The sequence below is a fragment of the Desulfovibrio sp. DV genome, from assembly GCF_001936595.1.
In the GTDB taxonomy this organism is placed as follows: domain Bacteria; phylum Desulfobacterota; class Desulfovibrionia; order Desulfovibrionales; family Desulfovibrionaceae; genus Solidesulfovibrio.
The window spans coordinates 45,120-59,331 of the sequence record NZ_MLBG01000004.1; the positions used below are offsets into that span (position 1 = coordinate 45,120).

11 protein-coding genes are annotated in these 14,212 nt (G+C 60.6%); 3 read left to right on the forward strand and 8 right to left on the reverse strand.

The features are described from left to right. Nucleotides 1-107 precede the first annotated feature (107 nt). The 4 genes from DVDV_RS02035 to DVDV_RS02050 form a co-directional block, all read right to left on the reverse strand. Nucleotides 108-1,517: a radical SAM/SPASM family putative metalloenzyme maturase gene (locus DVDV_RS02035; RefSeq protein WP_075353068.1), complete on the reverse strand. Its 1,410-nt coding sequence runs from the start codon at nucleotides 1,515-1,517 to the stop codon at nucleotides 108-110. 84 nt (nucleotides 1,518-1,601) lie between these two features. Next, the gene (locus tag DVDV_RS02040) at nucleotides 1,602-1,901 is read right to left on the reverse strand and encodes a nitrile hydratase subunit alpha (RefSeq protein ID WP_075353113.1); all 300 of its coding nucleotides are present in this window, start codon (nucleotides 1,899-1,901) and stop codon (nucleotides 1,602-1,604) included. Between the two features lie 142 nt (nucleotides 1,902-2,043). Next, on the reverse strand, nucleotides 2,044-3,141 hold the full coding sequence (gene arsB, locus DVDV_RS02045; protein WP_075353069.1) for an ACR3 family arsenite efflux transporter: 1,098 nt from the start codon (nucleotides 3,139-3,141) through the stop codon (nucleotides 2,044-2,046). Between the two features lie 21 nt (nucleotides 3,142-3,162). Next, complete coding sequence (locus DVDV_RS02050; RefSeq protein WP_075353070.1) at nucleotides 3,163-3,510, reverse strand: helix-turn-helix transcriptional regulator; 348 nt, start codon at nucleotides 3,508-3,510, stop codon at nucleotides 3,163-3,165. Nucleotides 3,511-3,700: 190 nt separating this feature from the next. On the opposite strand from DVDV_RS02050, the gene DVDV_RS02055 reads away from it, so the two are divergent. Then, complete coding sequence (locus DVDV_RS02055) at nucleotides 3,701-4,198, forward strand: hypothetical protein (protein WP_175577047.1); 498 nt, start codon at nucleotides 3,701-3,703, stop codon at nucleotides 4,196-4,198. Nucleotides 4,199-4,358: 160 nt separating this feature from the next. On the opposite strand, the gene DVDV_RS02060 is transcribed toward DVDV_RS02055, so the two are convergent. The 3 genes from DVDV_RS02060 to DVDV_RS02070 form a co-directional block, all read right to left on the reverse strand. Beyond that, entirely contained in the window at nucleotides 4,359-4,922 is a 564-nt protein-coding gene (locus DVDV_RS02060; RefSeq protein ID WP_139311483.1) for a hypothetical protein, read from the reverse strand. 144 nt (nucleotides 4,923-5,066) lie between these two features. Next, nucleotides 5,067-5,555 (reverse strand): collagen-like protein, encoded by a 489-nt coding sequence (locus DVDV_RS02065; RefSeq protein WP_075353072.1) that lies wholly within the window; start codon nucleotides 5,553-5,555, stop codon nucleotides 5,067-5,069. A 285-nt stretch (nucleotides 5,556-5,840) separates the two neighbouring features. Then, nucleotides 5,841-6,242: a PRC-barrel domain-containing protein gene (locus DVDV_RS02070; protein WP_075353073.1), complete on the reverse strand. Its 402-nt coding sequence runs from the start codon at nucleotides 6,240-6,242 to the stop codon at nucleotides 5,841-5,843. Between the two features lie 603 nt (nucleotides 6,243-6,845). Here DVDV_RS02070 and treZ point away from each other — a divergent pair. Both treZ and DVDV_RS02080 read left to right on the forward strand, forming a co-directional pair. Next, a complete protein-coding gene (treZ, locus tag DVDV_RS02075) occupies nucleotides 6,846-8,612 on the forward strand; it encodes a malto-oligosyltrehalose trehalohydrolase (RefSeq protein ID WP_254845196.1) in 1,767 nt (588 codons plus the stop codon). Between the two features lie 113 nt (nucleotides 8,613-8,725). Continuing rightward, nucleotides 8,726-10,786 carry an amylo-alpha-1,6-glucosidase gene (locus DVDV_RS02080; RefSeq protein ID WP_075353074.1) on the forward strand — a complete coding sequence of 687 codons (2,061 nt, stop codon included), beginning with the start codon at nucleotides 8,726-8,728 and terminating at the stop codon, nucleotides 10,784-10,786. A gap of 121 nt (nucleotides 10,787-10,907) precedes the next feature. On the opposite strand, the gene treS is transcribed toward DVDV_RS02080, so the two are convergent. Next, nucleotides 10,908-14,195: a maltose alpha-D-glucosyltransferase gene (gene treS, locus DVDV_RS02085; RefSeq protein WP_075353075.1), complete on the reverse strand. Its 3,288-nt coding sequence runs from the start codon at nucleotides 14,193-14,195 to the stop codon at nucleotides 10,908-10,910. Nucleotides 14,196-14,212: the final 17 nt, after the last annotated feature.

Below are 14,212 nucleotides of genomic sequence, written 5' to 3' on the forward strand. Positions count from 1 at the left end.
GGAGCGGATTTGGTTGTCATTTAACCCAAAACGCACTCCTGACAACTTTGCTTCAAACAAAAGGCTGCTATCTACCAATTGGCAACCGGCTGCCCATGTTGTGAGTATTATACCTGTGCAGGCACACCAAAATCAGTATGTTTGAATTTGTCAACACCATGGATATCATCGCAGCAATCGTGGAACTCTCCAGATTCATCTTCTTGGCCCATGCATTGGAGAAGTCCCATGCTCCATAGGCAGTCGCCACAAGGAACTGTTTCGCCGTAACAGTCATATTCGAAATCAATACTATTGATGTCTTCACAGGGGAACACATTGCAGCCAGGGCAATGCGGGTATCTCTTCTGCATGACATCAGAGCGAAATGCTTTATAATTCGAGCTATTCCATATTTCAGTTAGCGAATCATGGGATAAGTCTCCAAATAATTTATGAGCGACTTGCTTCTCTCTCCCATAGAAATAGCAGTTAAAGCTTCGCCAGAGAAAATGGCACGGAGACACCTTGCCATCCCAGGCAATAAACGCACCGCCCTGTTTGACTCCCAAACAGGCGTGCCCGCTGACTGGCCTTACAGGCGGCAGAAGAAGCCGAAGGCCAACAGCACCGGCAACGGCCTCTGCCTTGCGGAAGACGGCCTCCACCGGACCAACATCATCGCCATCGGTCAGATTCGCAACATGGAGCGAGATATCGGTTTCAAGTGCCTGGGACACCATCCGCTGGACAAAGCTCACCAACCGCAGGTCGTGCGGCGTCTTGTGATACTTCCACAGCACATTGAAGTATTGTGTAATATCTATTCCCTCTTGGCGCGCCTGGTCAGACCAAGCCTCGTAAAAATACTTGGCCGAATTTGTATTGATGCCAAAGACAGTCTGGTCCGCCAATGCAGAACTAAAAGGCAAAACATGGGACACGACAAGCCTGCTTACGCCACGTTTGGCCAGCCACGCAATGATAGATGGAAGTTCAGCAATGTTGTCGCGCATGACAACAAACTCCGCGCCGACCTCCAACGTGTTCCCCGGGTGTTCCTTTTTCGCTTGAGCCAAAGCCGTCAGGGCACGTTCAATATGTCCCAGACTGCCTCCACCACGGACGGCCTTGAAAAGCTCCGGAGACGTCGAGTCCACGGAAAGAAAGATCCTGTCCAGCCCGGCCGCAATGAGTGAAGAACTGCGAGCCGTGTCGAGGAGATGCCCGTTTGTTTGAAAACCTACCCAGCTTCGGGCAGGCATGGAGCGTTTGCCCGTTCGAATGAATTCTTCGAGCAGCGGATGCAGCAGCGGTTCGCCTATGCCGTTGAGGACCAGGGCTTGAAGGTGCTTCAACTCTGGTGCTAACGCATTGAACGTTTCTGGAAGCATGTCGCCGTCAATTGACTTGGCAGCCCCGGATTGCTTTACACATATGGCGCAACGAAGATTGCATCTGGACGTCACCTCCACAAAGAGCCGGGAAGGATGATGCCGTTGCGACAGGTCGTCGTGCGTGTTGTCAACACTTGTCATTAAGCGCCTCGCGTGGATAGCACATTCATAAAGTCCCCTGTCTGGCGATTGCAAGTACGGAGAACGACAGTGCTTGATCGCCTGTTACTTGGCACATCCGGCCGCAGGGTTTTTGCATTTTTTTGGATCACACCCTTGGACTTCGACCCCGTCAACTTCGCACACTGCCACATATGGGCTTAAGAATTTGACGCCCTCTTTGTGATTTGGCAAAACGAGCCACACCTCTGTTGTGGTTGATTCTACAACATGAACTGTGACGCCTTCTTGGACAATTACGCCTTCTTCAGCCAAAACTTGGTTTGGTTTAGTGAGTAACCTATTTTTATACTGTGGGTTGGAAAAAGTTTTTTCTACAATAGAGTTCCAATTGTCGGTTTTCACCTTGTCCTCCAGTGTAATGGAGTTCATTCAACCGACATGGCGGTCAACAACAAGACCCCAGTGAGCGCTTTACCTTCATCGGAATAACCCTATGAGACAGAATTCGTGGCGTAAACAGTCGAAAGATGCACACGTCAAAATGTTACCGCTCGGACGGACAGGCCACATGACAGACGCCGGTCGGCGTTTCCACCGCATACGGAAAATACTTGCTCCGGAAAAACAGAGCGACATTCACGAGCGCGATCAGTACCGGAACCTCCACAAGGGGACCGATCACTGCGGCGAAGGCCTCGCCGGAATTGATGCCGAAAACGGCAATGGCTACGGCAATGGCCAGCTCAAAATTGTTGGATGCGGCGGTAAAGCTGAGCGTAGTCGCCTGTTCGTAAGTCGCTCCAGCTTTGGCCGAGAGATAAAACGACGCCAGAAACATGAGCAAGAAATAGATGCCCAGGGGAATGGCGATGCGCACAACGTCGAACGGCAACTGCACGATGTATTCGCCCTTGAGCGAAAACATCACCAGGATGGTAAAGAGCAGAAAAACGAGGGTCAGCGGGCTGATTTTCGGAACGAAGACGGTTTCATACCAGTGTTCGCCCTTCATTTTGAGTCCGACAAACCGCGTGATCATGCCGGCAAGAAACGGTATGCCAAGATAAATGAAGACGCTTTCGGCGATCTGTCCCATGGAGATGTCGACCACAACACCCTCAAGGCCGAACACTTTGGGCAGCACCGTGATAAAGAAATAGGCGTAGACGGAAAAGAAAAGTACCTGAAAAATGGAGTTGAAAGCCACCAGCCCGGCGCAGTATTCCCGGTCGCCCTGGGCCAGATCGTTCCAGACGATGACCATGGCGATGCAGCGGGCCAGTCCTATGAGGATGAGGCCGACCATGTATTCGTGATAGCCTGAGAGAAAAGCAATCGCTAGAAAGAACATCAGCACTGGACCGATGATCCAGTTCTGCACCAGTGAAAGGGCAAGCACTTTTCCGTTGCGAAACACCTGCCCCAACTGCTCGTACTTCACCTTGGCCAGCGGTGGGTACATCATCAAAATGAGACCAAGAGCTATGGGGATGTTGGTTGTCCCCACCTGAAAGGCATTGATGATGTCTTTCGTTCCAGGATATAAATACCCCACCCCGACACCGACAAACATGGCGGTAAAAATCCACACCGTCAGGAAGCGATCAAGAAATGACAGTTTTTTTACAACGCTCTCACTCATGACGATCCTCCTGGGCCATACTCAGCCGCAGTGCCCGTGCAATTTCGTTTTGAGGTGCTGCCGCAGGCGGGCCTCATCCCGCCGTGCCGTTTCAGAGTCGCCGAGGTGCTCCTGCAGGACATCCATCACGTTGATGAGGACGGCATGATGCGGGATGGACAATTTGTAGTGCATCCACTTGCCGGCGCGCCGACCGCTCACCCACTGCTCTTTTTTCAAGAAACTCAAATGTCTTGAAACTTTGGGCTGTGGCACATCGAGTGCTCCCATCAAATCGCAGACGCACAACTCGCCGTGGCGCAACAGGTTGAGCAACCGCAGCCGGGTCGGATCTGCCAGGGCCTTGAATCCTGCAGCAAGTTCGTTCATGCTTCACCATGTATTCGCTTAGGCGAATTTGTCAAGAGGCGAAATCAGCCCGGCCGGGCCACGGTCTTTGGCGACGCCAACGACCCCGCATCCTCTGTTCGGGAATGCATGGGGTCGGCTCAAGGAAGAGCAGGGCACCCGGTGCGGGCGGTTGCAGGCCTGTGGCAAGGCCTACATGGATGGGCAGTTCGTGAATAAGTACGGAAAAAGGGCGGGTCTGGACTTCGAGAACATGGTCAAGGCCAAGGACTCCATGACCGGCAAGGCCTACCTGCCCTACGGCGGCTATCTGCCCTCGCCCCCGGACAGCACGGGCAAGCCCCTTGATGACCTGGCCGCCGGCTACGCCCTGACCATGATCACCTACAAGGCCGTGACCCAGACCAAAAAACGCACCTCAGGCGACGACTGGCGCAAGGCCCCGTATCCGGGGAACTTTGTGGAATTCTCGGCAGCCGATGCGGCCCGCTTGGGCTTCCAGGCCGGCGACGCGGTCAAGATCGTCTCGGCCTCCAAGCCGGCTGCCCCGAAGTTCTCTTCGGGGCAGCTGCTTTTGAGACAGAGATCTGCATGCGTAGGCGGGGTGGAGTCTGTATCGGCGTTGTGTCCAACCGCAGAAGGATGCGAGACTTGGCGCATCAGCGTTTGGTTCTGGCGACTCTCCACCGGGGACAGCCACCCGGTTTGACGACAAAGTCCGTGATGCTCCCCTGGCCGTCCAACGCCAGCTGGCAACAATCCTCGATCATGCGGCGTATTTGCAGCCTCGCCCCCAAAACGCGGGACTTGACCGCAGCCAGGGAGATGCCAGGTGGCTGCGGTACGCTGTTTTCTCTTGTTGGCAGGACCTAGCGTCCGCTGCAGCCGCTTCTGATGATTTCGCAATTGTTGATGCAGGTCGGGCGCGTGTAGGCTTCCCGGCGGGACAGGCCCTGGCAGCCGGCCATGCACTTTTCATATTGATTGGCACACGATTCCTGTGAATAGGCCGGCGTCATGCCTCTGTAGGGCACGCTCTCCTGGACAAGGACCCGTGATTCGATGACACGTCCCGGACGAACGTCTTCGATATAAAAGATCTGGCCGGATTGGTCACGGGTATAGAGCCTTTGGCCTTCGTCAAGAGAGTAGGGGCGGTCGTCGTCTTCGATGTAGTAGAGGATTCCGCTCAAGCCGGCTGGCTGTGTCACCTGCCGGGTGACCAGATGCATGCCGCCTCTGCTGTCGACGTAGTAGTCTTGTTGCGAATCGGTATGGACAAAACGTCTGACAGTAGTGGATTCCTGTACATACGCCGGCTGGCGGGCAGAGGGTTCATACCGTCTGCTCTGGGCTGAGGCGGTCGTGCCAGGGACCAGCAGCGAAGCGATGAACAGCATGGCTGCGGTCATATTGGTTAGTCTTGTGGTCATAACAATTCTCCTGGGCTGGTAGTGGGTGCGTTCGCCTCTGGCCCCTGCCGGTCCTTGCACCTCTTTTGCCCCGGATCAGGGGCAAAAGAGGTAGCTTGCAGGTTCGGGGGGCGAGCGTCAGCCAGCCCCCTCTGCCCTGGTGCGTTATTGCACGATAATGGTCGTGGGCTTTTCATCACCAGTGGTCCCGCGCGCACCGGTGTTGCCGGTGTTGCCTTGGCGTCCGGTGTTGCCCTTGTTGCCGGTGGCTCCGGTTGCCCCGGTGCCGCCAGCGGCTCCGGTAGCGCCTGTGCCGCCGGAGGCTCCGGTGGCGCCGGTGTCGCCGGCAGCCCCGGCAGCCCCGGTTGCCCCGGTGTAGCCCGTGTCGCCGGTATTGCCTTGGCGACCGGCGTTGCCCTTGTTGCCTGTTGCTCCGGTGGCACCGGTATAACCGGTATCGCCGGTGTTGCCTTGGCGACCGACGCTGCCCTTATTGCCTGTGGCCCCGGTGGCACCGGTATAGCCGGTGTTGCCTTGATTGCCTGGGGCTCCCTGGGGACCGGCCGGGCCGGTGCAGGCGGTGAAGATGAGCGCCCCGGCCAGGGAAAGGGACAGAGCGACTGTTTTGGTAAGCGTATGCAAAGTGACGTTCATGCTGCACTCCTCGAGAAAGCTACAATGTTGACCTGAACCCGTGGAGTTTGTTTTTTTGAAGCAGATTTCAACCGCTCTGTGCGGCCATCCGGGTGCTGGTGTCGAAGCCGGGCTTTTCTCAAATTTATGCGGATCAAGTGAATTCCTGGGAACTGTGCAACATGATGCCCGATGTCGTTTGCAGTTGTTCCGGTAAAGTCTCTCTGATCCTGATTCTTACGGTCTTGCCGTCACCTGGTCGAGCGCCCCCGGAGAATTCCAGGCCGGGGGCGCTCTGTGGCGCAATTAGTCAGCGTACTTGAATTCGGGCATTGCCTTGACGGATTCCTTGGTGGCGCCGGGCAAGGTAACGCGTGCGGCCTTGATCTTTAACTGGTTGACCGGGACGACCACGTCGTGCTTGGCCATGCCCAGAAAGCCTCCGGTGCTGACGATGGCGTAGGACATGGCCTTTTCGGGCGTCACAACGATGTCTTCGATAACGCCGACCTTCTCATTGGCATCGTTGTAGACGTCCTTGCCCAGGATGTCCTTCTTGATGCTCCAGCCCTTGGCAAGCAACTTGATTTCATCGGTGGTGATACCGATGGTGCCGACAACTGGCGGAGTTTGGGCCAGGGCAGCACCGGCAATCAGCGTAAAAGACAGCGTCAGGGCAAAGATCAAAGTTTTTGATGAGACATGCATGGAAAACTCCTTTGTTACAGTTTGTATCCAATAGACATTTCACTGAAAGGCACTGCAGGAACAATCGCATTGCCTGTGGCCGGCGCTCCTGTCCCGGGGGCTTGAACCCCTTGCTCGGAAGCGAGCCGGAAGAACTGGGATGCCCGGTGAACACGATTGGATTTCGTGGAACACAGCCTCCACAGTACATGTTTCATGCCACGCCGGATTGGGCGGCACCACGGTTCGTATGAGCCTGATATGATTTATAAACTCCCAGACGCTACCCGTTGCGGCAGCCGACAGGCGGGACCAGTTTGCGGTCATATGTCACCGATGGTCATATTTAACCGTCTGCCACCGGTTTCAAGGGGTTGTGACCGATGCGCTCTGGTCACATTTGTATTGTACTGCGCGGGAATATTGGCGTAGACTGAACGGTTTGGGCCGTCCATGGCCGGAATCGGCGGCAGGCCGGGCAGTCGAAGTCCCTGGTCCTTCCGAAATCCGCATTGACTCTTTGCAACCCTGGCCTGTAATACTGGCGTAAATCCAAAGAGACGGTCTGGAATGCCGTCGTTTTCCGGGATGTATAACCAGCCAGCGAGTTTGTATATGAACGTAATGCCACCACGGCGCTTTCCCATCGGAGCCGAGATTCTGCCCGGCCGCGGCACCCATTTTCGTCTCTGGGCTCCCCGGCATCAGTCGGTTGCCGTTGTTCTCGAGTCCGGGCCGGGCGCGCCGATGGAAATTCCCATGACTCCCCAGGACGACGGATACCACGCCGGGCTGGTTCCCCAGGCCGCAGCCGGCGTCCGCTACCGGTATCGCCTGGGCGGCCGGGACGCCTTTCCCGATCCGGCCTCGCGTTTCCAGCCGGACGGTCCCCACGGACCATCCCAGGTGGTGGACCCCGCAGCTTTTGTCTGGCGCGACGGCCAATGGCCCGGCGTCGGCATCGAGGGCCAGGTCATCTATGAAATGCACATCGGGACCTTCACCCAGGAGGGCACCTGGGCAGCGGCCGGGCGGGAACTGGCCGAACTGGCGGCCTGCGGCGTCACCGTCATCGAGCTCATGCCGGTGGCGGATTTCCCCGGCCGCTTTGGCTGGGGCTACGACGGGGTCGGCCTGTTTGCGCCGGTGGGGATCTACGGCGAGCCGGACGATATGCGCCGTTTCGTGGACGAGGCCCATTCCTGCGGCCTGGGGGTGATCCTCGATGTGGTCTACAACCATCTGGGGCCAAGCGGGAATTATCTCGGGCAGTTCTCGGCCGACTATTTCACCAGCAAATATGCAAACGAATGGGGCCAGGCCATCAATTTTGACGGCGAACATTCCGGGCCGGTGCGGGAATTGTTCCAGGCCAACGCCGCCTATTGGGTTGCGGAATACCACATCGACGGCCTGCGCCTGGACGCCACCCAGCAGATGTTCGACGACTCGCCGGAGTATATCGTGACCGCCATTGCCAGACAGGTGCGGCAGGCGGCCGGTGGCCGCAAAACCTTTGTTGTGGCTGAAAACGAAGCCCAGGACGCCAATCTGGCGCGTCCGGCCGCAGCCGGCGGCAGCGGCCTGGACGGCCTGTGGAACGACGACTTTCATCACGCCGCCATGGTCGCTCTGGCCGGGCGCAGCGAAGCCTATTATTCGGACTATACGGGCAAGGCCCAGGAATTTTTGTCCATGCTCAAATACGGCTACCTCTACCAGGGCCAACGCTCTGCCTGGCAAAACCAGAGGCGGGGCACGCCGTCCCTGGATCTGCCGCCGTCCCGCTTTGTCCTGTATCTCCAGAATCACGACCAAGTGGCCAATTCCGGGCGCAGCGAGCGGATGCAATTCCTGACCAGTCCCGGCCGGCTGCGGGCCGTGACGGCGCTATTGCTCCTGGCCCCGGGCACCCCCATGCTTTTCCAGGGCCAGGAATTCGGCGCCTCGGCCCCGTTTCATTTCTTTTCCGACCACGAACCGGGCCTGGCCGGACTGGTGCGCAAAGGGCGGGCCAAGTCCCTGCAGCAGTTTCCCAGTCTGGCCACCCGGGAGATGCGGGCCTCCTTCCCGGACCCCGGCGATCCGGCGGTCTTTGCCAGCTGCAAGCTTGATTTGAGCGAGCGCGAGCGCCACCGTCCGATCTACGATCTACACAAGGACCTGCTGCGCCTTCGCCGCGAGGATGCGGTCTTCGGCTCCCAGACCCCCGGCGGCCTGGACGGCTCGGCCCTGGCCGAGGAATGCCTGCTCCTGCGCTTTTTTTGGCGACGGCGACGACGACCGGCTGCTACTGGTCAATCTCGGCCGGGATCTGCACCTGCCTTTTGTCCCGGAACCGCTGCTCGCCCCGCCGGCCGGGCATTTGTGGCAGCTGTTGTGGTCGAGTGAACACCCGCGCTACGGCGGGGCCGGGACACCCCCGCTCGAGGCCAAGGACGGCTGGCGCATCCCCGGCCATGCCGCCGTGGCCCTGCGTCCGGTCCCAAAGGAGAAGCCAAAGCATGTCTGACGCCAACACGCCCACCCCCGGCCTGGAGGAATGCGACCTCGGCCCGGACCCCCATCTGCTGCGGGAATGGCTGGTCACCAACGGCCTTGGCGGCTACGCCTCGGGCACTGTGACCGGCACCATCACCCGGCGTTACCACGGCCTGTTGGTGGCGGCCCTGCCAAACCCCCTTGGCCGGGTGATGATGCTCAACGGCTTGTCAGAGCGTCTGCGCCTACCCAGCCGGCGCGTGGTCTATACCGGCGCGGAAGAATTGGCCGGCGTGACCCCGGAATGCGTCCATCCCCTGACCTCCTTTCGCCTGGACCATGGCCTGCCGGTCTGGCGCTATGAAATCGACGGTTTCATCCTGGAAAAGCGTCTGCTCATGCCCTATCAGCAAAATACCGTCCACGTGACCTACCGGCTGCTTGGCGGGGAGGGCATGTTGCGGTTAAACCTCCGCCCGGCCATGCAGTTTCGTTCCCACGACGCCCTGGTCGGTCCGTTTGGGGCCGCTTCTTACCGGCTTATGGTCGCCGAAGACCGGTTCGAGATCACCGGGGAGCCGCACTATCCTATCCTGCGTCTGCAGCTCCACGGCCCGGCCACCGCCTTTACCTGCGACGGCAAGGTGACGGCGGCCATCCCCTACCGTACCGAACGCGACCGGGGTTACGCCTGGAAGGGGTCGCTGTGGAGCCCCGGCTATTTTCGCACTGATCTGATGCAAGGCCAGGAGACCACCCTGGTGGCCTCGACAGAAGGCTGGGAGGTCATCCTGGCCCAGTCCCCGGAAGCGGCCTACCGATCCGAGTCCGAACGCTGCGACATCCTGCTGCGTCTGGCCGCGCCGGCCCTGCAAAGCGGTCCTGCCGCCCAGTTGGTCCTGGCGGCGGACCAGTTTCTGATCACCCCGGTCGGACGCGTCCAGGACGCGGTGCGGGCCAAGGCCGCCGGCGACGACATCCGCACCATCATCGCCGGGTACCATTGGTTCACCGACTGGGGCCGCGACACCATGATCAGCCTGGAAGGGCTGACCCTGCTGACCGGGCGCATCAACGAGGCCGGCTGGATCTTGCGGACCTTTGCCGAGTACATCCGAAACGGCCTTATCCCCAACATGTTTCCCGAAGGGGAGAAGGAGGGGCTCTATCATACCGCCGACGCGACCTTGTGGTTTTTCCACGCCTTCCACCGCTACCTGCGCGCCACCAACGACCAGACCACCTTGCGGCTGCTGCTCCCCAAGTTCCGCGACATCATCGAACACCACCTGCGGGGCACGGATTTCGGCATCGGCATGGACCCGGCCGACGGGCTGCTGCGCCAGGGAGCGCCGGGCTACCAGCTGACCTGGATGGACGCCAAGGTGGATGACTGGGTGGTCACACCCAGGCGCGGCAAGGCCGTGGAAATTAACGCCCTATGGTACAACGCCCTGCGTCTGCTTGAGGGGTGGCTGGCGCAATCCGGCGAGAGTGCGGCCGCTGATGCCATCGGCCAGCGGGCCGATCAGGTCCGGGACTCGTTTAACAAGCGTTTCTGGCTGGCCACGGGCGGCTACCTCTACGACGTGGTGGACGGCGAAAACGGTTGCGACGATGCGGCCTGCCGGCCCAATCAGGTGCTGGCCATTTCCCTGGATCATCCCGTTTTGGACGAATCCCGTTGGCCGTCGGTCATGGCGGTGGTGGCCCGCGAGCTGCTCACCCCTGTGGGACTGCGCTCCCTGGCGCCTGGGCATCCGGATTACAAGGCCAGGTATTACGGCGACCTGCGGTCCAGGGACGCCGCCTACCACCAGGGCACGGTCTGGGCCTGGCTCATCGGCCCCTACGTCGAGGCCTGGCTCAAGCTCCACCCGGGCCGGCAGGCCGAGGCCCGGGAATTGTTGGCCGGACTCATCGACACTCTGGACGCGGCCTGTGTCGGGTCCCTCAGCGAGGTGTTCGATGCCGAGCAGCCCTATCTGGCCCGGGGCTGCATTGCCCAGGCCTGGAGCGTGGCCGAGACGCTGCGCTGCTGGGTGATGACCGAGGCTGCGGCGGTCGGGGAGGACGGGGCCTGAGGCAAGGCCGGCTAGGGGCCTTGCCGGGCGGGAGAGGGGGAACTGTGTGCCCCTCTCCCGGTTGGCCGGGCTGGCTGCCCCGGCCTGGTCCGGCCACCGTTTCGGGCCTGCCGCAGTCCGCTCAGGAAAAGCGTTCCAGGATAAAGTCCATGGTGTCGAGCAGGATGGGGATGTCGTCGGGTTTTTCATCCAGAGCCCGGATGAGGGATTGCAGGCTGTGCTCCAGCAGAAACACCAGCAGCTGTTGGCGCACCACGGCATTGTCGCCGGGCAGGAAGGCCTCGCCGGCCACGTCTTGCAGATAGGCGGTCAGGTAGGTGAGCAGGGTGGTGCGACGCCACAGGGAAAGCCACGGGGACAGGCCCTCCCGGTCGGCCGGATTGCGCTCCAGATGCCGGCGCAGGGCCTGCTCGGCAGTAAGCCCGATGGAGGCGATCATGCTGGCCACGTCCCGCAGGGCCGAGCGCTTGATGGACCGCTCGCCAACCGGGGCGCGCACGTCGCCGTCGAAATCCACGAGCATGAAGTCCTTGCCGAGGTGGAGGAGATTATCAAGCTGGAAATCGCCGTGCAGGCGAATGCGCTGTCCCAGCGGTTCCATGATGAGCAGCTTGGCAAAGTGCTTCAGCAGCAAGCCCACCGGCAGGGTGCGCGGCGGCTGGTCCGTGTCCGGGCCGGTCCCCCGCGTGGCCAGATCCAGGGCCTGGGCGGTGCGGTGGGTCAGGTTGCGCATGGACTGATACAGGGAGCGCAGCGAGCTTTTGGTTTCCGGTTCCGGCAGGAAGGACGGAAGTTCTATCCGGGCAAGAATCTTGTGGAATTCAGCCGTGCGCTGGCCCAGGCGGCGGAAGAATTCCAGGGTGTACTCCCCGATCAGTTCGCGCTGGACCGGCGACAGGGGCGGCGGGGTGAAGTGATCGGCGGGCAGCGGGGGAAGCGGTGCCGCTCCTGAGGCCAGAACCTGCTCGAAGTAGCGCGCCACCCCGTCCAGGACAAAGGCCGTGCCTTTCTCGGCGTTTTGGACGTAGTCCATGGCCACCGCCAGGGTCATGCTCTCCCCGCGCGGGGGCTGATAGGCCAGACTGGCCAACAGGTGCGGCACACCCGGGAAGCCGGCCGCGTTTAACAGGGTCAAGAGCTCCGGCTCGGGGTGCTTGCCCTCCTCGGGATGGCGGAAAACCTTCAGAAACACCGTGTTCCCCAGGGAATAGGAAATGGTATGCGGCGTGGCCCGGATACGGTGGATCTGGCTTGGCGGATGGCTGAGCCGGCTGCGCAGGCCCTTGGGGGCGTGGGTCCGGACCAGAAAGCGGGAGGCCTGCCCGTGGTGTTTGCGGTTTGAGCCCAGAAGGGCGGCCAGGCCCGCCACCGCCTCCGGATCATCAAAGCCGTCCACCAGGATCTGCCGGCTTTCCCGGCCGCCGAGCCGGGCCAGCACCGCGCCCGGGCTGTGGGTGACGAACGCTTCGGACAGTTTTTCCCCCACCACGGATACGAGCAACTGGTGCGTGCGCAGCGGACTCTGGTCCTGGACGTCTTCGACGAGAAACAGGGTGGCTCCGGGTTCGTGCGTTTTAAGCGGCAGACCGTCCAGGATGCGCAGTTGGCGAAAGGCCGCTGCCGGGGCGGTGCCCGGCGTGGTCCGGGCCAGGGCGGCGGGCAGGAGCGAGGACTCCAGCACCGTCGTATTTTCCGAATGATTGAGTCCGTTGTCCGGGTCCACGGCCAGGGGCAGGCTGATTTGCAGGCCCGAGGCTGCGGGCAGGGCCGGACCGTTTTCCAGCGCAAACCAGAAATGGTCGTGGGGGCCAAGCGTCAGGACGTAGGCTTCCTGGCGGATGCCTGGAAACCGGGTGCGGCCGAACACTTCCACCGGCGTAAAGCCGGCCAGTTCGCCCAGATCGAGGTGGGCCACCTGGGCGTGGCGGGACAGGTTGGCCACCACCAGCAGCCGGGCCTCCCCATGGGTCCGCAGAAAGCCGAGGACCTTGGTGTTGCCGGTATGGATGAAGGTCAGGGTGCCTGCACCCAGGGCCGGCAGGGTCTTGTACACGGCAATCAGCCGGCGCATCCACCAGAGGAAGGAGGATTGGTTGCGTTCGGCGGTTTCGGCGTTGACCACTTCATAGTGGTACTCGGGATCAATGACCACCGGAAGAAACAGCGATTGGGGATTGGCCTGGGAAAACCCGGCATTGCGGTCCGGGCTCCATTGCATGGGCGTGCGCACGCCATGGCGGTCGCCGAGATGGTAGTTGTCGCCCATGCCCAATTCGTCGCCGTAATAGAGGATGGGCGAGCCGGGAAAGGAAAAGAGCAGGAAGTTTATAAGCTCCATCTTGCGGCGGTTGTTTTGCATGAGCGGGGCCAGCCGGCGGCGGATGCCCAGATTGATGCGGGCTTTTGAATCCCGGGCATAGGCCCGGTACATGTAGTCGCGTTCCTCGTCGCTGACCATTTCCAGGGTCAGTTCGTCGTGGTTGCGCAAGAAAACCGCCCACTGGCAGCCTTCGGGGATGGCCGGAGTCTGGCCGACGATGTCGATGATGGGGTAGCGATCCTCCATCCACAGGGCCATGAAAATGCGCGGCATGACCGGAAAATCAAAGGCCATGTGGCACTCGTCACCCTGGCCGAAGTAGTTGACCGCGTCTTCGGGCCACTGGTTGGCCTCGGCCAGAAGCATCCGCCCGGGGAATTTCTCGTCCACATGGGCCCGCAGTTGCTTTAAAAAGGCATGGGTCTCGGGAAGATTCTCGCAATTGGTCCCGGCGCGTTCGTAGAGGTAGGGCACGGCGTCCAGGCGCAGGCCGTCAACGCCAAGGCCCAGCCAATGGTCCACCACCTTGAGCATCTCCCGGCGCACCATGGGATTGTCAAAGTTGAGGTCCGGCTGGTGGGCATAGAAGCGGTGCCAGTAATAGGCCTTGGCCACCGGGTCCCAGGCCCAGTTGGAATGCTCGAAATCCTTGAAGATGATCCGGGCTTTGCGGAATTTTTCCGGCGTGTCGCTCCAGACGTAGAAGTCGCGGGCCGCCGAGCCGGGCTTGGCCTTGCGGGCCTTCTGGAACCAGGGATGCTGGTCGGAGGTGTGGTTGAGCACCAGTTCGGTGACCACGCGCATACCCCGGGCATGGGCCTCGCGCAAAAAGAGCTTGAAGTCGGCCAGGGTGCCGTAGTCGGGGTGGATGCCCCGGTAGTCGGCAATGTCGTAGCCGTCGTCGCGCAGCGGCGAGGGATAAAAGGGCAACAGCCACAAGGTCCCGATGCCCAGGCGTTCGAGATAGTCCAGGTGCTTTAAGAGCCCCTTGAAGTCGCCAATGCCGTCGCCGTTGCCGTCGGCGAAAGAGCGCACGTGCAGTTCGTAGAAAATGGTCTTTTTGTACCATAGGGGATCGGCAGCCAGCATTGCACCACCTCCATTGT